Source organism: Nonomuraea sp. NPDC049709, assembly GCF_040674815.1.
Classification (GTDB): domain Bacteria; phylum Actinomycetota; class Actinomycetes; order Streptosporangiales; family Streptosporangiaceae; genus Nonomuraea.
Window position 1 is genome coordinate 51,137 of the sequence record NZ_JBFANM010000061.1, and the last position, 24,320, is coordinate 75,456.

Consider the following 24,320-nt stretch of genomic DNA (forward strand, 5'->3'; position numbering starts at 1 on the left):
AGGGGCGCATACGAGCTGGCCGTCCTCGATCACGCAGGTGCCCACGTCGTGCCCCCAATCCGTCTCGAGACCGTGGGCGTGCGGGACGTCGTGGCCCGCCTCCTCCGGCTGGCCGAACGGGAACCGCTGATGTGCGTCATCGACAGCACGAATGGAGTCATCGACGGCTATCTGACCGCCGCGGGACTCGACGTCTACCGCGCCGACGGCGACGTCGCCCCGCCGCGGCGGGCGTTCGGCTCGCCGGATCCGGTCGTCCTGGCAGGGCTCGGCCGGACCCGCAGGTCACGATTGACCAGGATCGCCTCCGACTCTGGCACGCTCACCGGGCTCGACCAGCGGATCGAGGACGACCTGGATTCGGCCGCGCTCGTCGAGGCCGAGCAGGTCGCCTCGGGCCGGTGCCTGCTGCACGGCCGCCGCGCACACCCGAGGGTGGCGCTCACCTTCGACGACGGCCCCGACCCCGACCACACGCCGCGCCTTCTCGACCTGCTACACCACTACCGAGTGCCCGCCACCTTCTTCTGCCTCGGGCTGCACGCCGCGGCCCACCCCCGCCTGGTGGCGCGGATCGCCGGGGAAGGCCACAGCGTGGGCAACCACACATGGTCGCACCCCTACTTGCCCGACCTCACCAAGCACGAGGTCCTCGCCCAGGTGGACCGGACGGCCGAGGTCCTGGCCGGCATCACCGGGGAGGTCCCGACGTTGTTCCGGCCACCTTTCGGCGGCCGGAACGCCGACGTGCTCAGGTGGCTGGCCGAGCACGGGCAGACCACCGTGCTCTGGGACGTCGAGGCCGCCGACTGGGCGCTCCCCGGCGCCCCGGCGATCGCCCACCAGGTGATCGGCGACACGGATTTCGGATCTGTCATCCTCCTGCACGACGGCGGCGGCGACCGTTCGCAGACGATCGAGGCGCTCCCGCTGATCCTGGAGACCCTCATGGTGAGCGGGTGCAGATTCGTGCCCGTTGAAGACCTGATCGACGTCGACGAGCAGAAAGAGTGCGTGGCACCTTCATGGACATCCGCATAAGCGTCGCGATCATGCATCATCCACGTCGAGCCGATCGTATTCCCTCGTTGCTCGCATCCTGCGCCCCGCTCGCGGCGCAGGTGATCGTGGATCCCGACCCCTCGGGAACTCCCAGCCCGCTACGCACGGCCAAGCGAGCCTGGGCGGCCGTGCCCGACGAGGCCACCCACCATCTCGTCCTGCAGGACGACGTACGGCTGAGCGCCGGATTCGCCGCCCACCTGGCCGACGCCATCCGCGCGCGGCCGCGGTACGCCGTCGCCCTCCACTCCAACTGGAACAGCCCGCAGAACTCGTATCTCGTCAGGCGGGCGGCCGCGGCCGGGTCCGCGTGGGCGCCGCTGTCGCACACGGAGTGGATCCCGACCCAAGGACTTGTGCTCCCCGCCGAGCGGGCCAGGGATTTGGCCGCCTTCCTCGCCCCCATCAGCGACGACATCCGCGACGACGACGAGATGGTCGCGCTCTTCTGCGTCGAGCGCGGGCTGCCCGTGGTCGCCGCGGTGCCGCACCTGGTCGACCATGAGGACACGCCGAGCCTTGCCGGGCATCCCGGTTCCTTCCACGCGACCGTCTACGCCGGCGGCCGGCACCTCGCCCCCGGCCATTGGCGCACGTGCGACGACCGGGAGCGCGGCGCTTTCGCGGTGGAGTTGATCGACTCCCGGTGCTTCCTGCGGCTGTTGCGTGAAGGCGAGCCCGTGGAGCATCCCTTCGGCTGGTACTGGGCGGACTGGTCCGCCCTGATCGGCCTGGATCCTCGGCGGATCCTCGCCACCCTGCCGCGCCGGGACGTCCCGGCGTACGCGCGGGAGCTGTGGGCCGCGGCCTACATCCTCGGGGCGGACGCCGGTGAACGCGCGGGGCCTGGCGCGGATTGGATCCTCCACCGGGCGATCGCCTCGTGGGTCGCCTCAGGACTCAGCGCCGCCGACCGCGCCCGCCTAGACGAGCGCTCGTACAGGGCCCTGATCGGGCTCGGCGTCGAGGCCGTCGAACGCGGTCGCGCGGCGACCCGGCCGCGGCAGGGGGAGCTCGTCCGTGCGTGAGGAAGCGACCATCACCGAGCGAATGGCACGGCGTGAGGCACGGGCACTGCTGCTCATCCCGCCCTCGATCCCCGCGCCACCGGGGGTACTCGATCCCCAGGTCAGCCTGCGTGCCGTCACCTGTCCCTGGTGTGATGCCCGGCCTGGGCCGCCGGGCGAGCAGCCGGATGACCGGCCGGTCGTGACGGTCCTGGCCTGCGAGACACTCGCCAACCGGGCCCTGCTCCCAGTGCTTGCCGCAGTCACTCCCGGCCGCTACCTGTCCCGAGGGGTGTTCGTGGCCAGGCGCCGACCGTCCGGGAACGTGAGCGAGTTGCTGGCCACCCTGGACACGGCCGAGAGCTGGGTGGATCCGGGGAGGAGCGCCCCGAACGGCCTCGACGCGGTGGTGCCCGCCTCGACCAGGTTGGCGAACGAGGTGCCCTCGCACTTCCTCTCACCCCATCCGAGCTCTGAACTCGACGATCTGAACACGCTCTACGCACGGGTCCGGTACGCGGCCGTCCGGGCGGGGCTATGAAGCCGATCAGGCATAGCCCAAGGGCCGCTCGAATGCGGCTGTCGCCCCCGAGAACCGGGCGAAATCATCCCCATCAGGTTCCATCCGGGAGGGTTGCATGCCTGACCACGACACCTTGACGGCACTCCTGCGGGATTGGGCCGTCGTCCACGGCGATCAGGAAGCGGTCGTTTTCGCGTCAGACCCGATGGACGCCACCGCCGACCAGTGCGTCACCTACGCCGAGCTGGATCGAACCGCGCGCCGCGTGGCCGCGCTGCTCCAACTGCACGCCAACCCGGGTGATCGGATCCTGCTGCTCAGCGAGCCGGGCCTCGGCTTCGTCTTCGCCTTCCTCGGCTGCGTCTACGCGGGCATGATCGCGGTTCCGGCGCCGCCGCCCGGCGGCCACCGCAGTCATCAGGCCCGCCTGGCCGGCATCGCCAGAGACGCGGGCGTCAAAGTGGCACTGGCCGAGCGAGAGGGGCTCGACGCCGTCCAGGAGTGGGCGCACGACGCCCGCCTGGAGACGATGGCCTGCCTGGCGGTCGACGGAGCGCTTCCACCGGCCGGGCAGTGGGCCGACCCGGGGACGATCAACGCGGCGACCCTCGTCTTCCTGCAGTACACGTCCGGTTCCACCGGAGACCCCAAGGGCGTCATGGTCGACCACGGCAACATCCGGGAGCACACCGAGTTGTTCCGCCGCCTGACCGGCGCCTCATCACGGACACGCTTCGGCGGCTGGCTGCCGACCTTCCACGACTTCGGGCTGATCGGCCTGCTGCTGTTCCCACTGTGCCTGGGCGCCACGACGGTGCTGATGTCCCCTCTCGCGTTCGTCAAACGGCCGTACGCCTGGCTGCGGCTGCTCGACCGGCACCGCGTCAACTTCACGGGTGGCCCGAACTTCGCCTTCGATCTCTGCGTGCGAGGGGTCACCGAGGCGCAGGTGTCCGGGCTCGACCTCTCCTCGGTGACCCATGTGCTGAACGGGTCCGAGCCGATCCGCGCCGCGACCCAGCACGCTTTCATCGAGCGCTTCAGATCTCATGGGCTCGATCCCGCGGCCATGCTCCCGGCGTACGGACTGGCCGAGGCGACCTTGGCGGTGACCTGCACCGATCCTGGGCGCGGCATGGTGACCGCCGACGTGGACGCCATCCAACTCGCCCTCGGCCGCTTCGTGCCCGCTCGCCCGGTGGTGGGTGCCGAGGAGCACACCCGGCTGCTGATCTCCAGCGGGTTGGCCCGCGACGAGGTCGTCGTCGTGGATCCCGTGAAGGGCGAGATCCTGCCGGACGGGCGGATCGGCGAGATCTGGGTACGCGGTCCCCAGGTGGCGCGCGGCTACTGGAACCGTCCGGACGCGACCAGGGCCGTCTTCGGAGCGACCAGCGACCGGGGCCGCGGTGGATACCTGCGCACCGGCGACCTCGGGACGATCCACGAGGGCCAGTTCTACGTGACCGGCCGCATCAAGGAACTGCTGATCGTCCACGGGCAGAACCTCTACCCCCAGGACCTGGAGGCGACGGTGCGCGCGGCGCACCCGGCGCTCGCCCGTGGGGTCGGCGCGGTCTTCACGGTTCCCACCCCTGACGAGGAGATCGTGATCGTGCAGGAGTGCCGCGCACACGTCCTGGTGGACATGACACCGTCCGGGCTCACCGCAGAGATCCGTGGAGCCATCCGGCGTGACTTCGGCGTGGCGGTCGGCGGTGTGGTCCTGGTCCGGCCGTCCCAAGTGCGGCGGACCACCAGCGGGAAGATCCAGCGTGGGCTGACGCGCGACCTGTTCACCAAGGATCAGCTCACTGCCCTGCACGAGGACCTCACGCCCGCCGTGCGCGCTTGCTACCGGGACAGCGCGACATGACCACGGCCGCGGATCTGGACCGCGTGCTCGGTGACCCGGCCGACCCCCGGCTCCTGTTCTCCTACGCGCGCCTCGCCGAGCTCGACCGGGCCGAGGAGTTTCCGGCGGACCACTGCCGCGAGCTGGACCGCTTCGGCCTGCCGGCGCACTACGCGCCCGCCCGATTCGGCGGGGACCTGCGCTCCTACCCGGAGCTGCTCGAGCTGATCAGGACCGTCGCGCGCCGGGACCTCACGGTCGCCGTGGCGCACGCCAAGACGTTCCTCGGGTCGATCTGTGTGTGGCTGGCCGGCGACCATGACCAGGCGGGGAGGCTGGCGCGCGAGGTCCGTGCCGGAACCCCCGTCTCCTGGGCGCTCACCGAGCGTGGCCATGGCAGCGACCTGCTGGCCGGTGAGGTCACCGCCTACGGCGGGCGGCTGACGGGTCAGAAGTGGCTGATCAACAATGCCACCCGCAGCAGCCTGCTCACCGTCCTCGCCCGCACGTCCCGCGCGGGCGGGCCCCGCGGGTTCAGCGTGATGCTGGCGGACAAGCGGACCCTGCCGGAGGGCAGCTACCGCCACCTACCCAAGGTGCCGACGCACGGCATCAGGGGCGCCGACATCAGCGGCATCGAGTTCCGTGACGCGCCGGCGACCCTCGTAGGCGAGCCCGGCGGCGGGCTGGAACTCGTGCTCAAGGCACTCCAGCTCACCCGGACCTTCTGCGCCGGGCTGTCGCTCGGCGCAGCCGACCAGGCGCTGCGCCAGGCCACGTCGTTCACGCGGAACAGGCATCTGTACGGCAGGCGGTTGATCGACATGCCCCACGTGCGCAGGACGCTGGGTGAGGCGCACGCGGGCAGGATCGTCGCCGAGGCCGTCACCACGGTCGCGGCCAGATCCATCCACACCCTCCCCGGCGAGATGGCCGTCGTCTCAGCCGTGGCCAAGGCATTCGTGCCGGCCAGGGTCGACGAGTTGATCGCCGCGTGCGGGACGCTGCTGGGCGCCCGCGCGTTCCTCACCGAGGTCCTCGATCACGGCGCCTTCCAGAAGCTCGATCGCGACCACCGCGTGGTGGCGATCTTCGACGGCAGCTCGTTCGTCAACCAGAACACGCTGATCAACCACTTCCCGGCCCTGGCCCGCGGTTACCGGAAGGGCACGGTGGACGAGCCGGGCCTGCGCCGTACGCTCGACATGTCCCTCCCGCCGCCGGCGGCTGACACGCACGAGCTCGCCCTGTCCTCCAGGAACGGCTCCAGCCTCGTGCAGCGCCTGCGCGCAGGTTATCTGCCCGAGCTGCCAGGCGCGGCTGAGCTGCGGCAGGCGTGCGAGGAGGTGCACGAGCAACTGGCCCGGGTCGCACCGGCGGTTCGCGACGTCAGCCCCGAGTCCTTCGCGCTGGCCCAGCGGTACGAGCTCTGCTTCGCCGGAGCGGCCGTGCTCGGACTGCACGTGGTCAACGGCGGCGACGAGAGCCGGGCCACGGCGGCGCTCGCCTACATCCTGGCCAGGCTCACCGGCCGGCCGGCCGGTGCCGCCTACGACCGGCTCGCCGAGGAGGTGCTCGATGCCTGAAGCGCTGGAGCGGCTGCTCGGAGATCCCTGGGATCCCGCCAATCCCCTCGGCTACGCGGAGGTCGTGGCCGCCGACGAGCGCCGGGAGATGTTCGCCGCGGCTGAGCGAGAGCTGGACGCCTACGGGCTGAGCGCCGAGTTCGTGCCCTCGGCGTACGGCGGCCGCCTGACGACACTCGACGGGCTGGTCAGGATCATGCGGCCGGTGTGGCGCCGCGACCCCACCCTCGGCCTCGGATACGGCCTCAGCTCGTTCATCGCGGCGGTCAACGTATGGACGGGCGGCTCGCCGGACCAGCAGAAGAGGCTCGCTGAGCAGTTGCTGGGCGGCGGCAGGGTCGTTACCGGCTATCACGAGCTGGCGCACGGAAACGACTTCGCCCGCACCGAGCTCACCGGCTACGGGCGGCGACTGAACGGCGCCAAGGAAGTCGTCGCCAACGCACGGCGGGCCGAGTCCATGGTCGTCTTCGCCCGGACCTCGCCCGAGCAAGGGAGCCGCAGCCACTCGCAGTTCCTCCTCAGCAAGGCCGACCTGCCGCCGGACCGGCTGGCGTACCTGCCGCGGTTCGGCAGCATGGGAATGCGCGGCCTGGACCTGGGCGGCATCGTCTTCACCGAGTGCCCGATGCCCGCCGACGCGCTGCTGGGCTCTCCCGGGGAGGGCATCGAGACCGCTCTGCGCTCCTTCCAGGTCACCCGCATCGCGTTGCCCGCCATGATGGTCGGCATCCTGGACACGGGGCTGCGCTCCGTGCTCAGGTTCGCCACGGCCCGGAGGTTGTACGGCCGGACCGCGGCGGACATCCCGTATCTGCGGGCGACTCTCGCCGGGTCCTTCGCCGACCTGCTCTTGTGCGACGCGTTCTGCACGGTCGCGGCGCGGGCGGTGCACGTGCTGCCGGGAGAGGCCAGCGTGCATGCCTCCCTCGTCAAGTACATCGTGTCCAAACGGCTCATCGACGCCATGGACCGGCTTTCCCGGGTGCTCGGCGCGCACTTCTACATCCGCCAGGGAGAATATGCGATCTTTCAGAAGCTGCTGCGCGACGTCTCCGTCGTGGGGTTCGGGCATGCCGCCAGAGTCGCCTGCCTGGCCACGGTGCTGCCGCAGATGCCGCGGCTCGCCCGGCGGGCGGACCCGGTCGCGGAAGGCCCTGTCGCGGCAGGCGCGGTCGACCCGCTGTTTCGCCTTGGCGCGGACCTGCCGCCCCTGGACTTCTCTCGCCTCACGGTGACCTCGGCGAGGGGCAGGGTGGAGAGCCTCAGCGCCGTGCTGCGGACGGTGGCCGGCCAGGCGGGTGCGGACCCCGAGTTGCGCCGGCTGGCCATGGTGTTCATCACGGAGCTGAACGGCCTCGAAGCAGACGCCGGACAACTGCGGCCAAGAGATCTGGGCGTGGACGCGAGCCCGGATGCGCTGGCCGTACCCGCGCGGTTCGCGGCCGTCCTGGCGGCTGGTGCCGTGCTCGGCATGTGGTGGCATGCCAGGAGCGGCTTCCTCGCTGATCCCGCGTGGGCGGTGGCCGCACTCACCCGGCTGGCCGCCGACCTCGGCCACGGGGATGGAGAACTCTCCGGGGCGCTGGTGGAGCGGCTGGCTTCCGAGCTGGTCGGCCGCTTTGCCGGCGCACGCGCTTTTGACCTGGCAGACAGCCCGGTACCCGGGTGACATGAATGAAGGAGACGTCCGTGGACGATCTACGTAGCTGGCTGACCCAGCGGGTCGCGTCCTACCTCGGCAAGGATCCGTCGGAGATCAGTCCTTCGGTGTCGCTGGCGACGTACGGGCTGGACTCGGTCTACGCGTTCGTGATGTGCGGCGACATCGAGGACTATCTGGATCTGCCGATAGAGCCGACCGTGGCCTGGGACTACGAGACCATCGACGCGCTGGCCGACCACTTGAGCGCGCTGGTGGATCAGCGATGACCGACCTGCGAGAAGTCGCTGTCTACCTGCCGCCGCAACGAGTGGCGATCGCCTCGCTTCAGGACGAACTGGGGCTGACGGACGGGCAGCTCAGAGTGTTCGAACGATTCTTCGGCCTCTCACACATCCGTCGCGAGCCCGGCGGCACCGGATACGACCTCATGCTCGCCGCCGCCGGCAAGCTCAGCGAACTGCGCGGCCAGGAGGACCGCATCCGCTACGTGATCCAGGCGCGGACCATGCCGGTCGTAACCGCCTACCCGAGGAGTGACGTTCACGAGGTGCGGCGGGCGCTCGGGTTACGCCGGGCGGAGGCGTTCACCATGGTCCACCAAGCGTGCGCGTCGGGGCTGCTCGCGGTCGACCTCGCCGGTCGGCTGCTGGCGGCGCAAGGCGATCCTGACGCCCTCGCCCTGGTAATGACCGGCGAGAAGACCTTCACCACCGCGGTCAAAACGGTGCCCGGCGCGGCTGTGAACGGCGAAGGGGCGGCGGCGCTCCTGGTCGGCATCGGCGGCGGACACGATCGCGTGCTCGGATACGCCGCGCGCACGTATGGCAGGTTCAACTCCGGGCTCGGGCTCACCGACGACTCGAACGCCGACTTCCAGCAGGTCTATCCAAATGCGGTGGCCGAGGCACTGCTCACCGCAGTTGACCGGGCTGGGATCTCCCTCGTTGACGTGGCCCTGGTCCTGCCGCACAACGTCAACCGCGTCTCCTGGGTGCGGGTGTGCCGGCTCCTCGGCTTCCCGCTGGAACGCGTCCTGCTGGACAACATCCCAGAGACCGGTCACTGCTTCTGCGCCGACTCCTTCATCAATTTCCGGACGGCTCAGGAGCTCGGCCGGTTACAGCCGGGCGACCGGTACGTGATGGCCGCTGTGGGAGTCGGAGGGTTCTTTTCCGCCATGGTGTTCGAACACTGAGGACGTATGCGATGTTTCTCAAACGCGTCAAGACGGCGCTGACGGGTTCGCCGGACACACCGCTGGCCTTCGTCGGCAACTTCGAGGTCGAGGACCAATGGGCGGTGGGAGAGCAAGGTCTTCCCCGCCTGGGATTCTCCGCCGGAGCCGCCATCGTCAACCGGATGGACGAGTTCACCCTGCTCCTGGCCGGCCCTGACGACCACGTGATCCTCAAGGAACCTCCCGACCAGGACTACTTGGCCCATCTGGCCGAGCTAGGTGTTGCCCTGCCCCGGGTGCATACCGTCGCGCGCAACGACCCGCGGCGTACCGTGACGCTCGACGCGCTCGACGACCCCGAACTCATGGAAACCCTGTCCGCGCTGGAAGGCGTTCGGCTGGCCCCGCATGGCACCTCGATGCTGGAGGAGCAACTGTCCGCCGTCACCGGGTTGCCATTGGTCACACCGCGGGCCGCCGTGTGCAAGTCGGTGAACAGCAAGATCTACAGTCGCCGGGCCGCCGACGATGCCGGTCTGCGTCAGGTGGCCGGGTGGACGGCCGGCACCATGGCCGAGCTGGAGGCCGTGCTCGACGAGGCTCTGACCTTGCTCGAACACGGCAGGAGCCTTGTGATCAAGGATGCCTTCGGCGTCTCGGGCAAGGGCATCGTGGTGGTCGAGGACCGGCAGAAGCTGGAGCGCCTGCACGCGATGATCCTGCGCCGGGCCGACAAGTCGGGCGACGACACGGTCGCGCTGGTGATCGAGGAGTGGGTGGCCAAGTCCGCCGACCTCAACTACCAGTTCACCGTGAGCCCGGACGCGAGCGCGCACTTCGACTTCGTCAAGGAGGCCATCACCGACAACGGTGTGCACAAGGGGCACCGCATCCCGGCCACCCTCACGGCCGAGCAGGTGGCCGAGCTGGAGGAGGCCTCCCACCGGCTGGCGAAGACTCTCGCCGGAGACGGCTTCTACGGCGTGGTCGGCGTGGACGCCATGGTGGACACCAGCGGGCGGTTGTATCCCGTGGTCGAGATCAACGCGCGCAACAACATGTCGACCTACCAACTGCCCCTTCAAGAGCGCTTCATGGCGCCGGGGCAGGTGGCGCTGGCCAGGCAGTACCCGCTGCGGCTCAGTGAGCGCCTGCCGTACCGGGTTCTGAGGCGGAAGCTGGCCGGTCTGCTGCTGGAGGGCCCGGGCGGCGCTGGCCTGCTCGTCAACAACTTCGCCACCGTGAACGCGGCCGCCGGGGAGAGCTCCTCCTTCGACGGGCGCCTGTACGGCCTGCTGATCGCCGACGGCCACGACGCCCGGACCGTCCTCGACCACGAGATCATGAGGAGACTGGCATGACGGCGTACCAGGTCCAGGGGATCGGGATCGGCGAGCTGGCCGAGCAGTACGGCACACCCCTCTACCTGTATGACGGTGACGCCCTGCGCGACCAGTACGAGAGGTTGCGCGCCCGCCTGCATTCACGGCTCGAGATCTTCTTCTCGCTCAAGTCGAACCCGAACCTGTCCATTTGCGCCCTGCTCAGCTCGTACGGCGCACGGGCCGAGGTGTCTTCCCTGGCCGAGCTGACCACCGCCGTGCGGGCCGGTGTCGCGCCCGAGGACATCATCTTCCTCGGCCCGGGCAAGAGCGAGGCGGAGCTCCGCGCCTGTCTCGACACGCCGGTGCGCGCCATCGTGTGCGAGTCCTTCGGCGAGCTGGAACTGATCGACCGCCTGGCCGCCGAACGAGGTGATACCGCGGCTGTGGTGCTCCGCGTCAATCCTGCCTTTTCCGTCAAGGGTTCGAAATTGACGATGGGCGGAAAGCCCCGCCAGTTCGGCATCGACGAGGAGCAGCTTCTGGGAGCGCCGGACGTGGCCGGCAGGCATGCGAACGTGCGGATCGTGGGCGTCCAGGCGTACATGGGAACCCGGATTCTCAGTGAGGACGTCGTCGTGCGGAACACGGCGCTCATCCTCGAGATGGCGGAGCGGCTGTCGGTGAAGCTCGGATTCCCCCTCGACATCGTCGACGTCGGCGGCGGGCTCGGCGTGGCCTACTTCGACGGTGAGCGGGACCTCGACGTGGAGGTCCTGGCCGGCTTGCTCAACCCGGTGATCGAGGAGTTCGCCGCACATCATCCGGGGGCTCGGATGATCACGGAGCTGGGCCGTTACCTCACCGCGCCGGCCGGTGTCTACGTCGTACGGGTGCGGTACGTGAAGTCCTCGATGGGGGAGCGGTTCGCGATCGCCGACGGCGGCACCAACCACCACATGGCGGCCGTGGGCATCGGGTCGTTCGTCAAGCGCAACTTCCCGATGCGCCTGCTCAACCGGACCGACGCGCCATCGGGACCCTGGAACATCACCGGCCCGTTGTGCACACCCAACGACACGATCGGCAAGGCGGTTCAGCTTCCCGACCTGCGCCCCGGCGACCTGCTCGGCGTGTTCAACTCCGGCGCGTACGGCCCCAGCGCGTCGCCGGTGCTTTTCCTCAGCCACGGACATCCCGCGGAGGTCCTGGTCGTCGGCGGTGTGGCCCACCTGGTCCGCGACCGCGACGGTGTCAACGACCTACTGGATAGGCAACGACTCATCCCCCGTAAGGAGACCAGCTCATGAGCAGAACCCAGGAGATCGAGCGTTCCGCGATCACCGGTGCCATCGCGGGCGCCCTCAGCGCCATGCTCAGCAGGGAAAGCTCGGAGATCCACGAGCGGACCCGCCTGTTCGACGACCTCGGACTCGATTCGACGAGCGTGCTGGAGCTGCTGATGCGGCTGGAGGACGACCTGAGCGTCGAGTTCGACACCGACACGCTGGAGCAGCGGCACTTCGAGACGGTCGGCTCGCTCGCCGATTACGTCATCGAGCAGGGCTAGCGTGCGGTTGCATCGGATCGGGGCCCGGATGTTCGAAGAGGGACGGCCGTTCCTCTCCGGCAGAGCCCACGCGCTGATGAACAGCTACATCCACGACGTCACCGACCTGTACGGCCTGCCCCTGCGCCCCGGCTACATGTCCACCCGGCGCAACAGCTACGCGGAGATGGCAGAGGCCGTGGTCCCGGAGCTGGGGCCGTTTCCGGTGCCGGTCGACATGTTCGCCCTGGCGACCGCGGTGCCCGACGCCGATCTGATCCAGTCGCCGACCTCGCTCCTGGCGGAACTGCTCCCCGGAGAGCCCTTCCCCCTCGGCGTGACGGATCAGGGGGTGGTCGCCTCCTTCACAGCCCTGAAGATCCTACGCACGTACGGGGCGTCGAACTGCCTGCTGATGGTGATGGATCAGCAGAGCCTGCCGTACGACGTGGCCGGGCCGACAGAGATCGTGCCACTTCGGGACTGCGCCGCGGGGCTGGTGTTCACCGACAGCGGTGCCATGGCGGAGGGCTTCGAGGTGCATCACTGGACCGAGGTCCCCCCGGAGCAGGTGGCCGGCCTGCTCGCCGCGGAGCTGGGAGGGCGCACGGCGCTGGTCGCGGGCCGGGGCCTGGCGGCGACGCTCTCGAACGAGTTCGAGGACATCAGGGTCGCGCCGCCCGGACTGCCCTGCAGCGGGGTCTGGGTGGCGCTGGCCGCCGCGTTGCCCGGGTGGCACGGCCGGCGAGTGGCCGTCGCCGACTACGACCGCACGATGCGCAACCTGAGCATCTGCACACTCGACACCTAATGCGAGGCGTAATGGATTCCCACGACGAACTCTCCTACGCGACCATCCGAGCCACCGCCAGGACCGAAGGGCTGGTCGCCGCCGCTCTCCTGCTGCACGCGGGGCCCGCGGCGGGCAGGGTCGTTTACGGCCCGGCCGGTCATGCCCTCATCCCACGCGAGGTGGCGAGGGCGGCGGCCACTTCCACCATCCTCGGGGAGGTGGATCTGTACGGGCGGTCACTGCTGGCCCTGCGCGAACCGGCCACGGCAGGAATGACCGCCGAATGGGCCCTGGGGCTGGCCTGGCTGCGATACGGCCTGTCCGAAGGGCTCCTCGAACACTGCCGGTCCTACCTGGGCGGGCGCACGTCTGACGGGTCTCCGCTGCTGCTGCTCCAGCTGGTCAAGGCCCAGTTGGCCGAGGCGGTGATCGAGCAGTTGGAGGTCCTCACGGCGCTCGAGGGAGCGCAGCCGGGCGATCTCGGCCACGACCATCTGACGGCGCTCCACCAGCGGATCACGCTGGCGGACCGCATTCTGCTGAGGCTGCTCGGCGGCAGCGGCTTTCGCGCAGACGGTCCAGGCCAGAGCGCTCACGTCTCCGAACTCCTGGCCGACGCCTACACCGGAAGGGCAGCGAAATGATCGAGTTGAACGAGCGGCAGTCGGTGCTGCGTGCCCATGCCCGTGAGTGGGCCGAAGAGCTCGCGAAGTGGGCGCTCGACCTGGAGCGCACCCCCGACAAGGTGTATGAGCTCCTCGACCTGCCCGGCATGCGATTCCTGTCCAGGACCCCGATTCCCGAGAAATACGACGACGATCCGATCGTGCTCGACGGCCACCCCTTCCGCGGAGGCGGGATGGAGCGGGTCACGATCTGCGAGGAGTTCGGGGCCGCCGACGCGGGCATGATGCTGGCCGCACCGGGCCCCTCGATGTCCGGGGTGCTCGTCAGCCAGCTCGGGAACAAGGCGCAGCAGGAGCTGTTCTTCGGGCGCATCACCGAGCGTCCCACCTGGACCTTCTTCGCGCTCACCGAGCCCGAACGCGGATCGGACGCGGGCGGGATGCAGACCACGCTCACCCAGGACGGTGACCGCCTGCTGCTCAACGGGGCCAAACGCTTCATCGGCAACGCCATCCGCGCCAGCCTTGGCGTGATCTTCGCCCGGGTGCGGCCGGGTCCGCTCGGCGTCGCCGCGGTGCTCGCCGATACCGGCCACCCGGGCTTCGTCGCCACGCCGATCCCAACGGTGGGGCTGTGCGGCAACCAGGTCACCGACGTGCGCTTTTCCTCCGTCGAGATTCCAACCGACCGGCTGCTCGGCTCGCATCTGTCCCCGTCCCGGCGTGGCCTGCTGGGCGCCGTTCGCGGGCTGAACCAGCTGAGACCCGGTGTGGCCGCCCTCGGGCTCGGGATCGCCCGCGGCGCCTACGACTACGTGCGCGCGCACCGGCGTGCGCTCACTTCATGGGAACGCGCCGAACTCGACGGCATCGGCCTGAGCATCGAAGGTGTGCGGCAGCTCGTCCGCCGGGCCGCCGCCGCGTCCGACAACGACGATCCGGGCCTGGGCCCCCTCGCCTCCGCAGCGAAGTCGCGTGCGGCCCGGCTGGCGGAGGACGTGACCCTGCGGACGCTCGGCTTCTTCGGGGCCGGTGCGCGGCTGGAGCACCCGCTGCTCGACAAATACGTCAGGGACGCACGCGGCATCGAATACATGGAGGGCACGCGCAACATCCACCATCTCAACGTTTTCCAGGGCATCTCCCAAGGCAAAATCATCGGCAAATGACGCGATCGATTCGGCGTCCCGCCCGTCGGCAGACGATGTGCCGGCGGGCATCGTGACAATGCCGCGAGACTTGGAGATCTGGCGGATCCCCATCGTCCGATCGGCGGATCTGGATGGGCTGACGAGCTCGCTCGACGATCACGAGCGAGCTCGGGCGGCGGACTTCAGCGACGCGGCCGCCAGGCGGCGCTACATCGTCTCCCGTGCCGCCACGAGGTGTGTGCTCGGCAGGCGCATGGGCGTTCGCCCCGGTGAGGTGCGGATCGCCATCGGCAGGTACGGCAAGCCGTACCTGCCGTCGAGGCCCGACGTGCAGTGGAACCTGTCGCACTCGGGGGACCTGGCATTGCTGGCCGTGGCGCGTGGGCGGAGTGTGGGCGTCGATGTGGAGAAGGTGCGTCCCGAACTCGACCGGGCGGCGTTCGCACGCAGGTTCCTCCCAACGGAGGACGCCGGGTTCGTCGACGGGTCGCCGGAGCTCTTCGCGCTGCTCTGGGCGCGGCGCGAGGCCTGCGTCAAGGCGGCCGGCGGGCGGCTGGCGCAGGGCCTGCGGCTACCGGTCGGCGGGCCGTCACCTGCGCTCGTCCGGGACCCGGTCAGGATCTTGTCCGGAACCTGGCTGGTCCTCGACATACCGGTGCCGCCCGGGTTCCGGGCGGCAGTGGCGATCAGCGCGTGACCTCCCCGCGGATGAACCTCTCGACGTAGTCGCGGGCCTCGTCGTCGGAGAACTGCTTGGGCGGCGACTTCATGAAGTACGACGAGGCGGAGAGGATCGGCCCGCCGACACCTCGGTCGAGGGCGATCTTGGCGGCCCGGACGGCGTCGATGATGATGCCGGCCGAGTTGGGCGAGTCCCAGACTTCGAGCTTGTACTCCAGGTTGAGCGGCGTGTCGCCGAACGACCGCCCTTCCAGCCGCACGTACGCCCACTTCCGGTCGTCCAGCCACGGCACGTGATCCGAGGGGCCGATGTGGACGTCACTCGTGGCCATCTCGCGCGGGATCTGCGAGGTGACCGACTGGGTCTTGGAAATCTTCTTGGATATGAGCCGCTGGCGCTCCAGCATGTTCATGAAGTCCATGTTGCCGCCGAAGTTGAGCTGGTACGTGCGCAGCAGCTCCACCCCGCGATCCTCGAACAGCTTGGCCAGCACCCGGTGCGTGATCGTAGCGCCGACCTGCGACTTGATGTCGTCGCCGACGATCGGCACCCCGGCCTTGGTGAACTTCTCTGCCCACATCGGGTCGGAGGCGATGAAGACCGGCAGCGCGTTCACGAACGCCACCTTGGCGTCCAGCGCGCACTGCGCGTAGAAGCGGTTGGCCTCCTCGGATCCCACGGGCAGGTAGGAGACCAGCACATCGGCCCCGGTGTCGTGAAGGACCCGCACCACGTCGACCGGCTGCTCGTCGGACTCCTCGATGATCTCTCGGTAGTACTCCCCGAGACCGTCATAGGTGTGCCCGCGCTGCACCGTAATGCCGGTGGGCGGCACGTCACAGATCTTGACGGTGTTGTTCTCACTGGCGACGATCGCCTCGGACAGGTCACGCCCGACCTTCTTGGCGTCCACGTCGAACGCCGCGACGAACTCGACGTCGCCGACGTGGTAGTCGCCGAACTTCACGTGCATCAGGCCCGGTATCCGTGTCTCCGGGTCGGCATCATGGTAGTAGTGAACTCCCTGGACCAGTGACGACGCGCAGTTGCCGACACCGACGATCGCCACGCGAACAGAACCCATGCGGTTACTCCAATCAATGGGACCGGGAATGAGCACCATCCAAGACCAGGCAATGACAGTCGGCCAGAAATGTGTCGGGTATCCGACATCCTCCTTGACCGGCTTTCCGCGTCGCGCAATTCTCCGGTTGAATTTCTTCGAATCGGGATTTGCCGACCTCCGGGAAAGGATCTCATGAGACTAGCAGGAGAGCCGGACCTGCCGCCGCTCGTCATCCACGCCGCCGACGCCGAGATTTTCAAGGAGAACTTCAACCCCCTCATCCTGGAGGGGGCGAACCCCGGTACGGCCGGCATGATCTACGAGACGCTGGCCTTCTTCAACCGGCTCAAGCCCGGTGAGATCACCCCTTGGCTGGCCACGAAGCACGAATGGGCCGACTCCGGCAAGACCCTCACCTTCACCCTGCGTACCGGCGTGAAATGGACCGACGGCCAGCCGTTCACCGCCGATGACGTGGCCTGCACCTTCGATATCCTGAAAAGACACCCGGAGCTGACCAAGGGGCCGCTGGAACTGGATTGCACGCAAGTGCTCGCGCCGCACGTGGTCCGGCTGCGTTTCTCCGCCCCTTCCTATATCAAACTGTTCAAGATCGCCGGAAATCAGCCGATCGTGCCGAAGCATCTCTGGGAAAGGGTGACCGACCCCGTTTCCCACACCAATCCGCGACCGGTCGGGACCGGGCCGTACGTACTGTCGACGTACTCCCCGCAGCTTTACGAGATGCGTAAGAACGAGTCGTACTGGCAGCCGGGCAAGCCGATCGTACCGTCGTTGCGCTTTCCCGCATGCTCCGGCGAGAGCGTCCTGGCCGGCCTGCGGGACGGCGGGATCGACTGGGCCGGGGCGTACGTGCCGGACATCGAGCGGATTTACGTGCAGGGCAGGCCGGACCGGAACAGGCACTACTTCCCGCCCGAAGGGCTGGTCAACCTGGTGCCCAACCTGGCGCACCCCACCCTGTCCAGGACCGAGGTACGCCAGGCGATCAGCCTCGCGATCGACCGGGACGCCATCGTCGACATCGCCGGGGGCGGTTACCCGACCGTGGCGCACCCGACCGGGGTGCTGATGCCGGGGGGTGAAAAGTACCTGCGGCCCGGCGAGCGTTCGGCGAGGTTCGGTGTCGACAGGGCCAGGGCCAGTCTGCTGCTGGAGGGACTCACGCCTGAGGAGCTCACCTTCTCGCTGCTCGTGCCCGCCGAATTCGCCGACTGGGTGAAGGCGGCGGAGCTCATCCGGAACGACCTGGCCACGGTCGGGATCACTGTGCTGCCTGATCAACTGGCCCACGACGAGTGGATGTCCAGGGTCAGCACGGGCCGCTTCGATCTGTCGATCAAGGACACGCCGGCCGGGCACACGCCGTTTCTCCAGATGTGGTCGATGCTGCTCAGCTGGCTGGCCCCGCCCGTGGGCAACTTCCAGCGCTGGAAGGATGAGGAAAGTGACAGCCTCCTGGCGGACTACGCCTACACCGATGACGAAGGCGAGCGGCGGCGCGCCATCCAGCGGTTGGGCCGGATCATGCAGGAGAGGCTGCCCGTCGTGCCGCTGTTCTACAGCCCCTCTTGGTCGCAGTACCGGACCACCAAATACGTGGGCTGGCCCTCAAAGGAGGATCCGTACGCGCTGCCTTCTCCCTACACCTGGCCCGACGCCGGGGTGGTCCTGCTTCACCTGAACCCCGCAACCACGACGGCCGGATCGTCACGGCGGTGAACGCCTACCACTTCACCGGCGGCCCCTGCGCGGAGCTGGTCCACATCGGCACGGCTGCTGCACAGGGCGCCTGCGACGTCTGGGCGGACCACCAGCTCGATGCCGAGGAAATGCGCCACTGAGCACGAGCTGACACCTCAGAGATCCCGGCGACTCCGTGTGCCATGACGACCACCGTCGTCCCGACCACGCGCCCCTCGACAATGGCAGCGAGCCGCACGATGTCGGCGTTGTCCGGGTGCTGGGCCTCGATCCGCACGATGCCCGGCTCCACGCCGGGCGTGACACCCATGGAGGTGCTGTAGACCACGACCAACTCTACAAGCCGGCCGCCCGCCTCGGTGCCTCGATACTCAGGCCAGGGGAGGGCCCTTCCAGGTCGGCGACGTGGTCCAGCGGCCTGGTCATCAGCGGGAGCACCCCGAACCGTACCGCCCCACGGGCGACGAGGGCGGCGGAGGTGCCCGCGGGACTGTCCGGACCGACCCACCACCACCAGGGAACGTCTGCCAACCGAACCCGCGCGGTCGCCACGGCCTGGTCGATCAAGTCCAGGGACCGCACCCGCACCACACCATTGAACTGCGGTTGCGCGAGCCCGCTGCGGTAGTACTCGAGGTCACCTGTCGACCGATCCGCCTGACCCCAGCCCACGAGGTACTGCCGGAAGTTCGCAGTCACCCGCGACACCTCAGCGCTCGGAGCGCCGGCCCGTTCCATATGTCAGTGATCTCCATATCCCGGGCGCCGACAATCTGTCTTTTACGGACCCGGCTCGTTTGCGTGATGGTGTCCTGTGTCTGTCCAGCCGACGTACCGGGCCCGTAACCGTGCTCTGCCATTGCCGCCCCGGCCGCCGAACAGAGGCGCGGCGCGGTGGTCAGCCACGCTCGATGAGCGACATCATCTAGTGGGGTGGCCACGAACGTTCACCGGGGTGGTGGTTGATCATGCGGCTTGGGCGGCTGGTCGTCCCCAGCGGCGCTGTTTTTCGCTGCGGATGCGTGCGCGTTCGCGGCGTTGGGAGGCCAGGACGTCGGGGTGGCGGGCGTTGGCGTTGCGCCAGCGCAGGTAGGCCTGGAGCTTTCGGGTCTGCACCGTGTGATTGGGATGGTCGGAGTTGCTCATCACGAAGGTGCGCAGCGGTCCGAACTGCGCTTCGATCGGGTTGGCCCAGGAGGCGCTGGTCGGGGTGAAGCACAGCTCGACCTTGTGCGCGGCGGAAGTAGCGCACCCCATGGGTGCGCGTGTAGGTGGCCGGTTGTCGTTCGGGTTTGCCCTCGGGCGCCCAGCCGGAGCCGGGCTGAGGCCGGATGGACAGTGGCCCGAACTGGTCGAAGGCGAAGCACCGCTGCGGGAAGCGCATGGTGACCTCCTCGCCGCAACCGGCGTGCCACTGGCCGAGGCCATGATGATCAGTGCTCGCCGGACCCGGATCGACTCGTGCCGGCCTCGCCGGACAAGTCGTTGCAGCGTCTGTCCCTCCTGATCGGACAACCGCCGTGCTCGCACAGGTTCGGCCATACGGATCCTCCTGCCGTCATCGTGCATGTCGATACGACACTGAAGCAGAATCCGGCGAAGCCTGCGCAAGCCGTCGGGTGTGTCCGCGGTCCGGTGAACCTATGTGGTCACCGCACTAGGTGACGAGTTCGAGCGAGGCGTCAACGTGGGGCAGGGACATGGCTTCGACCATGAAGTGCTGTTGCCGGTGTGTTCGGCCAGCGACTTGATGGTGCCGGCGACCTCAGCTGGCGAGGCGCTTTCGGCGGTGTCGACGCGCATCACCGCGTCGATCCGCGACGGGTCGCGTCCCGCTGCGGTGGCGAACCGGTCGACGAACGTACGTTGTTCCAGCACCGTATCGGCGTCCATCAAGCCCAGCACCATGCACGCCGGCAGCCAGCCGTCGGCTCGCTCTCCCACACGTTGGAGAGCGCACCGAAGCCCGCGATCAGACGCCCGCCACTGACTGGGCCGATCGTGGTCAGCCCGCGGGCCAACGGCACGGGCGCGTAGATGGGCGCGATCAGGGCGTGGCTGAACACCGACACCCGTTCGGTGGCCGCGGCCGCGACACCGAGCAGCACGAAGGGGTCCGCGGCGGTCCGGTATTCCACCGGGATCGTGGTATCGCCGGAGCTGCGATCCCGACCGGCGGGTTCACGGCGGCGACGTTGCGGTCCCCTACCCAGCGGCTCGCTGCCCCAGCGTCTTCCGGCACGCGGGCGAACTCCGCAATCCGGGCGACCTGATGAGCCACATGGTGCAGGTAGGGGAGTGCGAACCCGATCCTCATGGGAGTCCTTTGCCCAGCGGTCGGAAGCGAGTCGTGGGCCGGCCTTCGGGTCAGGTGGTGGCCCGCGGCGGGGTGGCCGTGCCGTGGACCCGTTTGGCGTGCCTGGCGTACAGGCGCGGCGCAATGAACGGCATGAGCAAGCGAGCGGGAGCCGGCGCCTGGGCGAGGACCGCCCTGATGACCTCGGGATCGCCCTCGTACATCACCATGCCAAAGGCGAGCGGAAGGAGCTTCTTCGGCATCTCATCCATGCCGTGCTCACCGAGTTTGCGCCACTCGGCGGCGGTGACGTACTTCTCGGCCAGGGGGAGGATCCGCTCCTCCTCCATCACCATGTGCTCCAGCAGCGCGGCCAGCAGCCGGTCGAACACCGCGGCGAGTTCCTCCGTGCCGGTCGCGGTGGACCGCCATGCCACCAACAAGCGCATCGCCTCGGCGTTGGCGGACTCGATGGCGTCATGCTGCTTCTCCATGACGGGCACAATGGACTCGGCCTCCTCCCCGCCCCGCTCCTGGAGCAGGGGCCAGAGGACCACATCCTCACCCTCGTGGTGGAAGTGCAGCAGACCGCACATGAAGTCGGCGTGGGCGCCGACGGCCTCCGAACGCTGAGTGTCTCGGGGCTTGACGTCTCGCACGAGCTGGGGGAGCAGGCCGAACTCCCGGCGGATCATGGTGTGGGCCATGTACATGTCCCGCACATCAGCCATCGGCTCGTTGCTGTTCGTGTGCACTGGATCCTCGCTCTTTGTCGGAAATCTGCCGTCGCTGTCGCCGTCGGCAGGCGCACAGAGGGTGGGGGCGCGACCCAACTGGTCTGATGTGCGTGACGCCGCGGGCGACCGCTCGCGCGGCAACGCGACGGCCCCTGGTCGCCCAGGCCGATGAACCCCACGGCCGGACGGCTGATCGATGTCGTGTCGGTCATGAGGTGCTCCTCAAGGGCCGGCCGGCGGAGCTCAGGCTCCGATGGCGTCGAGTTCGGCGATCGCGTCGGCGGGCAGGGTCAGTTCGGCGGCCTTGATGTTCTGCTCCAGGTGGGTGAGCTTCGAGGTGCCCGGGATCACCACGGAGGTGGCCGAGCGCTGCAGCAGCCAGGCCAGCGCGACCTGCTGCGGTGAGGCGCCCACCCGGGCGGCGACATCGCTGAGCGTGTCCGACTGGATGGGGCTGAAGCCGCCCAGCGGGAAGAACGAGGCGAAGGCGATGTTCTCCCGCGCGCAGCGCTCCAGAAGCGCGTCGTCCTGCCGGATGACCAGGTTGTAGAGGTTCTGGATCGCCACGACCGGGGCGATCTGCTGTGCCTCAGTGAGCTGGGTGTCCGAGGCGCCGGACAGGCCCAGGTGTTTGATCAGGCCCTCCTGACGCAGCTCGGCGAGTGCGCCGAACTCATCCGAGATCGGGTCGTCGGTCGTGCCGTCGTGGTTGGGCAGCCGGAGGTAGACGACGTCGAGGACATCGCGGCCGAGGGTCTTGAGGTTGGAGTGGACCTGCTGCTTCAGCGACGCGGGCGTGATGTCGGGGATCCACGAGCCGTCCTGACCGCGCAGCGCGCCGACCTTGGTGAAGATGTGCACGCCCTCGGTGTAGGGGGCCAACGACTGCTTAATGATCTCGTTGGTCACGTGCGGGCCGTAGAAGTCGGAGGTGTCTATGTAGTTCACTCCACGTTCGACGGCGGCGCGGACCACGCGGACGGCCTCGTCGCGGTCCTGGGGCGGGCCGAAGACGTTCGGGCCGGCCAGTTGCATGGCGCCGTAGCCCATGCGGTTGACGGTCAGGCCGTCGGCCAGGGCAACGCTTCCGGCGGATGCTGCGGTCATGTCGTTTCCTTCCCTGTCGGTCGCTCTTCACCAGCGACTAACTAACCAGTTAGCGAGAGATTATGATGAAACTAACTGGTTAGTCAAGCTGGTAGAGTCGCCCGAAAAGGAGGCGCCAACATGAGCAAAGCGGAAGCGACGCGCGAACGGATCCTCGACGCCGCGTTGGAGGAGTTCTCCGCCTACGGGATCGCCGGCGCACGCGTCGACCGCATCGCGCGCAACGCCGGGTGCAACAAGAACCTGATCTACATCTACTTCGAGAACAAGGAGAAGCTGTTCACCACGGTGCTCCAACGCCATCTGGCGGACGTCAACCTGAAGATGCCGTTCACGCCCGCAGACCTCCCCGGCTTCGCCGGGAAGGTATACGACTTCGCCATGGCACACCCGCAGATCATCAGGCTGCTCGCGTGGTCGACCCTCGACCAGAGCGCCCAGCTGCCACCATCCCGGGCGGGCTCCTTCCGAGACATGGCCGCGACCGTGGCCGACGCCCAGCGCGAAGGCCTGGTCAACCCCGCCTTCGCGCCCGAGTTCCTCGTGACGACGCTGATGGCGATCGCCACGTCCTGGTCACCCGCGTTCCCGTTCGGCACGTCCACCAGGCAGCCGGATCCCGAGGTGCTGCGCGAGGACGTCGTCAAGGCGATCACCCTGTTGGTGCGACCCCATGCCGCCACCGAGGAAGGCACCGATCAGGCACACGCTTCCGGCACGCCCGGATCCGGCTCCGAGGCCCCGAACTAACGGCGACGCCGTTGAAGGAAACCGTCCGGTCCGAGCAAAGACCGTGCACAACCGCGGCAGAACCGGGGTGACGCATGACGATGCGGCATCGGAACAACATGTTGAATGGCTGAAGGAGAAGACATGACCGAGGCGTTGGTGCTGGGAGGCGGAGGTCCCGCGGGGATCGCGTGGATGACCGGCCTGCTGATCGGGCTGGCCGATGCGGGCCGGAACGTCACCGATGTCGAGGAGATCGTGGGGACGTCCGCGGGCTCGACCGTCGCGGCGCAACTGGGGAGCGGATTGAGCCTGCGGGAGCTCTATGCCCGGCAGACCGATCCCGAACTCCAGGCCTTCGAGATCATGGGGCAGGTCGACCTGCAGAACTTCGGCGCGGAACTCAAGGCCGTGCTGGAGGGCGCCGACGGCATCCAGCAGGTGCGGCGTGCGCTTGGCAGGTTCGCGCTCGACGCCGACACCGTGCCGGAGGCAGCGCGGCGCAGGGTGATCGAGTCCCGGCTGCCGTCGCACGAGTGGCCCTCCCACATGACGCTGAAACTCATCGCCGCGGACGCCGACAGCGGGGAGCCGCGGGTCTTCGACAACGCCTCCGGCGTCAGCCTGGTCGACGCCGTCCACGCGAGCTGTGCCGTGCCAGGCATGTGGCCGCCCGCGACGATCAACGGCCGCCGGTACGTCGATGGCGCCGTCCGCTCCAACACCAGCGCCGACCTCGCGGCGGGCGCGTCCCGCGTGCTGGTGATCGCGCCCCTGGGCCACATGGAGCTGTTTCCCTGTGAGAAACCGCTGGCCGCGGCCATCGAGGAGCTGCGCGCGAACGGCACCACGGTCGCGGTCGTCGAGCCCGACCCCGCCTCCCGCGCGGCTATCGGCACCAACCCGGCGGAACCCTTCCACCCGTCGCCCGGCTGCCGAAGCGGGGCGCGCCCAGGGCCGTCGGCTGGCGATCGACTTGACGTGAGGTTCCCGGCCACAGGTCGCGGCGCCGGAAGGCCGCCGCCGCGATGCGCCACCGGCTCCTCTCCCTGACGGAAGCACGCGCACGCACGGGCCGCTGTTCCTGTCCGAACGCCGCCCTGTCCCGGCCCGCCGCCCGGCCGCCGCCGACATCTGTCCGCACACCGGCCGCGCCCGCCTCGACTACGACCGCGCCCGCGTCCTGCTGGACAAGTACGCCAGCCTCGACCTGCACCAACTGCGCCACAGCGCCGCCACCCACCTCGGCGAGCCCGAAGTCCCGCTCAGCACATCATGGGCAAAACCCGGCACAAGAACCCCCGCACCGCCATGCGCTACGTCAAGCCCGGCGCCGAAGCCATCGCCAAGGTCCCCGAGCATCTCGCCCCGCCCCGCCGTCGACACTGAGGCTCCGTCGCGAGGCTGGCGACCCGACGACAACTACCGGTCCAAGAATCACGACCTCAAACGATCCAAGTCACACTCCAGGACTCCGAAACTCGCCCAGTCCACTTCCGAGATCACGAACATGATCGACCGTTGGCCGCTTCTGCTCGTATCTCGGCTCGACCCCTCCGGGGCCGGGCCGCCGGTCCTGTCTATGCTCAAGCCCATGGCACTGGAATGGGAACAGATCATCGTCGACTCCGCCGACCCTGTCGCTCTCGGGCGCTGGTGGG

Annotated in this window: 25 protein-coding genes and 1 pseudogene; 18 read left to right on the top strand and 8 right to left on the bottom strand. The window is 68.8% G+C overall.

Annotated features, from left to right (window positions below):
- Positions 1 to 48: 48 nt before the first annotated feature.
- The 15 genes from AB0J69_RS44020 (at position 49) to AB0J69_RS44090 (ending at position 15,014) form a co-directional block, all read left to right on the top strand.
- Positions 49 to 1,041, top strand: a complete 993-nt coding sequence (locus AB0J69_RS44020) for a polysaccharide deacetylase family protein (RefSeq protein ID WP_364130950.1) — start codon at positions 49 to 51, stop codon at positions 1,039 to 1,041.
- Positions 1,042 to 1,088: 47 nt separating this feature from the next.
- Positions 1,089 to 2,090: a hypothetical protein gene (locus AB0J69_RS44025; RefSeq protein ID WP_364130953.1), complete on the top strand. Its 1,002-nt coding sequence runs from the start codon at positions 1,089 to 1,091 to the stop codon at positions 2,088 to 2,090.
- Between the two features lie 22 nt (positions 2,091 to 2,112).
- A complete protein-coding gene (locus AB0J69_RS44030) occupies positions 2,113 to 2,610 on the top strand; it encodes a hypothetical protein (protein WP_364130956.1) in 498 nt (165 codons plus the stop codon).
- 97 nt (positions 2,611 to 2,707) lie between these two features.
- Positions 2,708 to 4,468, top strand: coding sequence for a fatty acyl-AMP ligase (locus AB0J69_RS44035; protein WP_364130958.1), 1,761 nt, complete (start codon positions 2,708 to 2,710; stop codon positions 4,466 to 4,468).
- Positions 4,465 to 6,033 (top strand): acyl-CoA dehydrogenase, encoded by a 1,569-nt coding sequence (locus tag AB0J69_RS44040; RefSeq protein WP_364130960.1) that lies wholly within the window; start codon positions 4,465 to 4,467, stop codon positions 6,031 to 6,033. The genes AB0J69_RS44035 and AB0J69_RS44040 overlap by 4 nt, the downstream gene beginning before the upstream one ends.
- Entirely contained in the window at positions 6,026 to 7,705 is a 1,680-nt protein-coding gene (locus AB0J69_RS44045; RefSeq protein WP_364130962.1) for an acyl-CoA dehydrogenase, read from the top strand. The genes AB0J69_RS44040 and AB0J69_RS44045 overlap by 8 nt, the downstream gene beginning before the upstream one ends.
- Before the next feature lie 20 nt (positions 7,706 to 7,725).
- Positions 7,726 to 7,965 (top strand): acyl carrier protein, encoded by a 240-nt coding sequence (locus AB0J69_RS44050; RefSeq protein ID WP_364130964.1) that lies wholly within the window; start codon positions 7,726 to 7,728, stop codon positions 7,963 to 7,965.
- Positions 7,962 to 8,894 (top strand): 3-oxoacyl-[acyl-carrier-protein] synthase III C-terminal domain-containing protein, encoded by a 933-nt coding sequence (locus tag AB0J69_RS44055; protein ID WP_364130967.1) that lies wholly within the window; start codon positions 7,962 to 7,964, stop codon positions 8,892 to 8,894. The genes AB0J69_RS44050 and AB0J69_RS44055 overlap by 4 nt, the downstream gene beginning before the upstream one ends.
- Positions 8,895 to 8,905: 11 nt before the next feature.
- On the top strand, positions 8,906 to 10,237 hold the full coding sequence (locus AB0J69_RS44060) for an ATP-grasp domain-containing protein (RefSeq protein ID WP_364130970.1): 1,332 nt from the start codon (positions 8,906 to 8,908) through the stop codon (positions 10,235 to 10,237).
- On the top strand, positions 10,234 to 11,508 hold the full coding sequence (locus tag AB0J69_RS44065; RefSeq protein WP_364130973.1) for a type III PLP-dependent enzyme: 1,275 nt from the start codon (positions 10,234 to 10,236) through the stop codon (positions 11,506 to 11,508). The genes AB0J69_RS44060 and AB0J69_RS44065 overlap by 4 nt, the downstream gene beginning before the upstream one ends.
- A complete protein-coding gene (locus tag AB0J69_RS44070) occupies positions 11,505 to 11,768 on the top strand; it encodes an acyl carrier protein (RefSeq protein WP_364130976.1) in 264 nt (87 codons plus the stop codon). Before AB0J69_RS44065 ends, AB0J69_RS44070 begins: the two co-directional genes overlap by 4 nt.
- 1 nt (position 11,769) lies before the next feature.
- Entirely contained in the window at positions 11,770 to 12,558 is a 789-nt protein-coding gene (locus tag AB0J69_RS44075) for a hypothetical protein (RefSeq protein WP_364130979.1), read from the top strand.
- 11 nt (positions 12,559 to 12,569) lie between these two features.
- A complete protein-coding gene (locus tag AB0J69_RS44080; protein WP_364130982.1) occupies positions 12,570 to 13,184 on the top strand; it encodes a hypothetical protein in 615 nt (204 codons plus the stop codon).
- Entirely contained in the window at positions 13,181 to 14,335 is a 1,155-nt protein-coding gene (locus AB0J69_RS44085) for an acyl-CoA dehydrogenase family protein (RefSeq protein ID WP_364130985.1), read from the top strand. The genes AB0J69_RS44080 and AB0J69_RS44085 overlap by 4 nt, the downstream gene beginning before the upstream one ends.
- 58 nt (positions 14,336 to 14,393) lie before the next feature.
- Positions 14,394 to 15,014, top strand: coding sequence for a 4'-phosphopantetheinyl transferase superfamily protein (locus AB0J69_RS44090; RefSeq protein ID WP_364130988.1), 621 nt, complete (start codon positions 14,394 to 14,396; stop codon positions 15,012 to 15,014).
- Here the strand turns inward: AB0J69_RS44090 and AB0J69_RS44095 are convergent.
- Positions 15,004 to 16,083 carry an inositol-3-phosphate synthase gene (locus tag AB0J69_RS44095; protein WP_364130990.1) on the bottom strand — a complete coding sequence of 360 codons (1,080 nt, stop codon included), beginning with the start codon at positions 16,081 to 16,083 and terminating at the stop codon, positions 15,004 to 15,006. The genes AB0J69_RS44090 and AB0J69_RS44095 overlap by 11 nt on opposite strands.
- 174 nt (positions 16,084 to 16,257) lie before the next feature.
- Here AB0J69_RS44095 and AB0J69_RS44100 point away from each other — a divergent pair, with 174 nt between their 5' ends.
- The gene (locus AB0J69_RS44100; protein ID WP_364130993.1) at positions 16,258 to 17,808 is read left to right on the top strand and encodes an ABC transporter substrate-binding protein; all 1,551 of its coding nucleotides are present in this window, start codon (positions 16,258 to 16,260) and stop codon (positions 17,806 to 17,808) included.
- Between the two features lie 4 nt (positions 17,809 to 17,812).
- Here AB0J69_RS44100 and AB0J69_RS44105 read toward each other — a convergent pair whose 3' ends face one another.
- From AB0J69_RS44105 to AB0J69_RS44135, 7 genes and pseudogenes are all read right to left on the bottom strand, one after another.
- Positions 17,813 to 18,118 carry a hypothetical protein gene (locus AB0J69_RS44105; protein ID WP_364130996.1) on the bottom strand — a complete coding sequence of 102 codons (306 nt, stop codon included), beginning with the start codon at positions 18,116 to 18,118 and terminating at the stop codon, positions 17,813 to 17,815.
- 8 nt (positions 18,119 to 18,126) lie between these two features.
- Positions 18,127 to 18,489: a hypothetical protein gene (locus AB0J69_RS44110; RefSeq protein ID WP_364130999.1), complete on the bottom strand. Its 363-nt coding sequence runs from the start codon at positions 18,487 to 18,489 to the stop codon at positions 18,127 to 18,129.
- Positions 18,490 to 18,756: 267 nt separating this feature from the next.
- A pseudogene (locus AB0J69_RS44115) lies at positions 18,757 to 19,332 on the bottom strand (hypothetical protein).
- 99 nt (positions 19,333 to 19,431) lie between these two features.
- Positions 19,432 to 19,683, bottom strand: a complete 252-nt coding sequence (locus tag AB0J69_RS44120) for a hypothetical protein (protein WP_364131001.1) — start codon at positions 19,681 to 19,683, stop codon at positions 19,432 to 19,434.
- Entirely contained in the window at positions 19,683 to 19,928 is a 246-nt protein-coding gene (locus tag AB0J69_RS44125; protein ID WP_364131003.1) for an LLM class flavin-dependent oxidoreductase, read from the bottom strand. The genes AB0J69_RS44120 and AB0J69_RS44125 overlap by 1 nt, the downstream gene beginning before the upstream one ends.
- 229 nt (positions 19,929 to 20,157) lie before the next feature.
- Positions 20,158 to 20,817, bottom strand: coding sequence for a hemerythrin domain-containing protein (locus tag AB0J69_RS44130; protein WP_364131005.1), 660 nt, complete (start codon positions 20,815 to 20,817; stop codon positions 20,158 to 20,160).
- Positions 20,818 to 21,066: 249 nt separating this feature from the next.
- Positions 21,067 to 21,930 (bottom strand): oxidoreductase, encoded by an 864-nt coding sequence (locus AB0J69_RS44135; protein WP_364131007.1) that lies wholly within the window; start codon positions 21,928 to 21,930, stop codon positions 21,067 to 21,069.
- A 120-nt stretch (positions 21,931 to 22,050) separates the two neighbouring features.
- Between AB0J69_RS44135 and AB0J69_RS44140 the strand changes: the two genes are divergently transcribed.
- Complete coding sequence (locus tag AB0J69_RS44140) at positions 22,051 to 22,680, top strand: TetR family transcriptional regulator (protein ID WP_364131010.1); 630 nt, start codon at positions 22,051 to 22,053, stop codon at positions 22,678 to 22,680.
- 174 nt (positions 22,681 to 22,854) lie between these two features.
- The gene (locus tag AB0J69_RS44145) at positions 22,855 to 23,712 is read left to right on the top strand and encodes a patatin-like phospholipase family protein (RefSeq protein WP_364131013.1); all 858 of its coding nucleotides are present in this window, start codon (positions 22,855 to 22,857) and stop codon (positions 23,710 to 23,712) included.
- The last annotated feature ends 608 nt before the right edge of the window (positions 23,713 to 24,320 follow it).

Coding starts and splice junctions, on each gene's coding strand:
- AB0J69_RS44120 (WP_364131001.1), bottom strand. CDS start 19,683: ATGGACGCCGATACGGTGCTGGAACAACGTACGTTCGTCGACCGGTTC.
- AB0J69_RS44055 (WP_364130967.1), top strand. CDS start 7,962: ATGACCGACCTGCGAGAAGTCGCTGTCTACCTGCCGCCGCAACGAGTG.
- AB0J69_RS44100 (WP_364130993.1), top strand. CDS start 16,258: ATGAGACTAGCAGGAGAGCCGGACCTGCCGCCGCTCGTCATCCACGCC.
- AB0J69_RS44070 (WP_364130976.1), top strand. CDS start 11,505: ATGAGCAGAACCCAGGAGATCGAGCGTTCCGCGATCACCGGTGCCATC.
- AB0J69_RS44080 (WP_364130982.1), top strand. CDS start 12,570: ATGGATTCCCACGACGAACTCTCCTACGCGACCATCCGAGCCACCGCC.
- AB0J69_RS44140 (WP_364131010.1), top strand. CDS start 22,051: ATGAGCAAAGCGGAAGCGACGCGCGAACGGATCCTCGACGCCGCGTTG.
- AB0J69_RS44085 (WP_364130985.1), top strand. CDS start 13,181: ATGATCGAGTTGAACGAGCGGCAGTCGGTGCTGCGTGCCCATGCCCGT.
- AB0J69_RS44035 (WP_364130958.1), top strand. CDS start 2,708: ATGCCTGACCACGACACCTTGACGGCACTCCTGCGGGATTGGGCCGTC.
- AB0J69_RS44135 (WP_364131007.1), bottom strand. CDS start 21,930: ATGACCGCAGCATCCGCCGGAAGCGTTGCCCTGGCCGACGGCCTGACC.
- AB0J69_RS44130 (WP_364131005.1), bottom strand. CDS start 20,817: ATGGCTGATGTGCGGGACATGTACATGGCCCACACCATGATCCGCCGG.
- AB0J69_RS44045 (WP_364130962.1), top strand. CDS start 6,026: ATGCCTGAAGCGCTGGAGCGGCTGCTCGGAGATCCCTGGGATCCCGCC.
- AB0J69_RS44095 (WP_364130990.1), bottom strand. CDS start 16,083: ATGGGTTCTGTTCGCGTGGCGATCGTCGGTGTCGGCAACTGCGCGTCG.
- AB0J69_RS44145 (WP_364131013.1), top strand. CDS start 22,855: ATGACCGGCCTGCTGATCGGGCTGGCCGATGCGGGCCGGAACGTCACC.
- AB0J69_RS44030 (WP_364130956.1), top strand. CDS start 2,113: ATGGCACGGCGTGAGGCACGGGCACTGCTGCTCATCCCGCCCTCGATC.
- AB0J69_RS44040 (WP_364130960.1), top strand. CDS start 4,465: ATGACCACGGCCGCGGATCTGGACCGCGTGCTCGGTGACCCGGCCGAC.
- AB0J69_RS44090 (WP_364130988.1), top strand. CDS start 14,394: ATGCCGCGAGACTTGGAGATCTGGCGGATCCCCATCGTCCGATCGGCG.
- AB0J69_RS44065 (WP_364130973.1), top strand. CDS start 10,234: ATGACGGCGTACCAGGTCCAGGGGATCGGGATCGGCGAGCTGGCCGAG.
- AB0J69_RS44060 (WP_364130970.1), top strand. CDS start 8,906: ATGTTTCTCAAACGCGTCAAGACGGCGCTGACGGGTTCGCCGGACACA.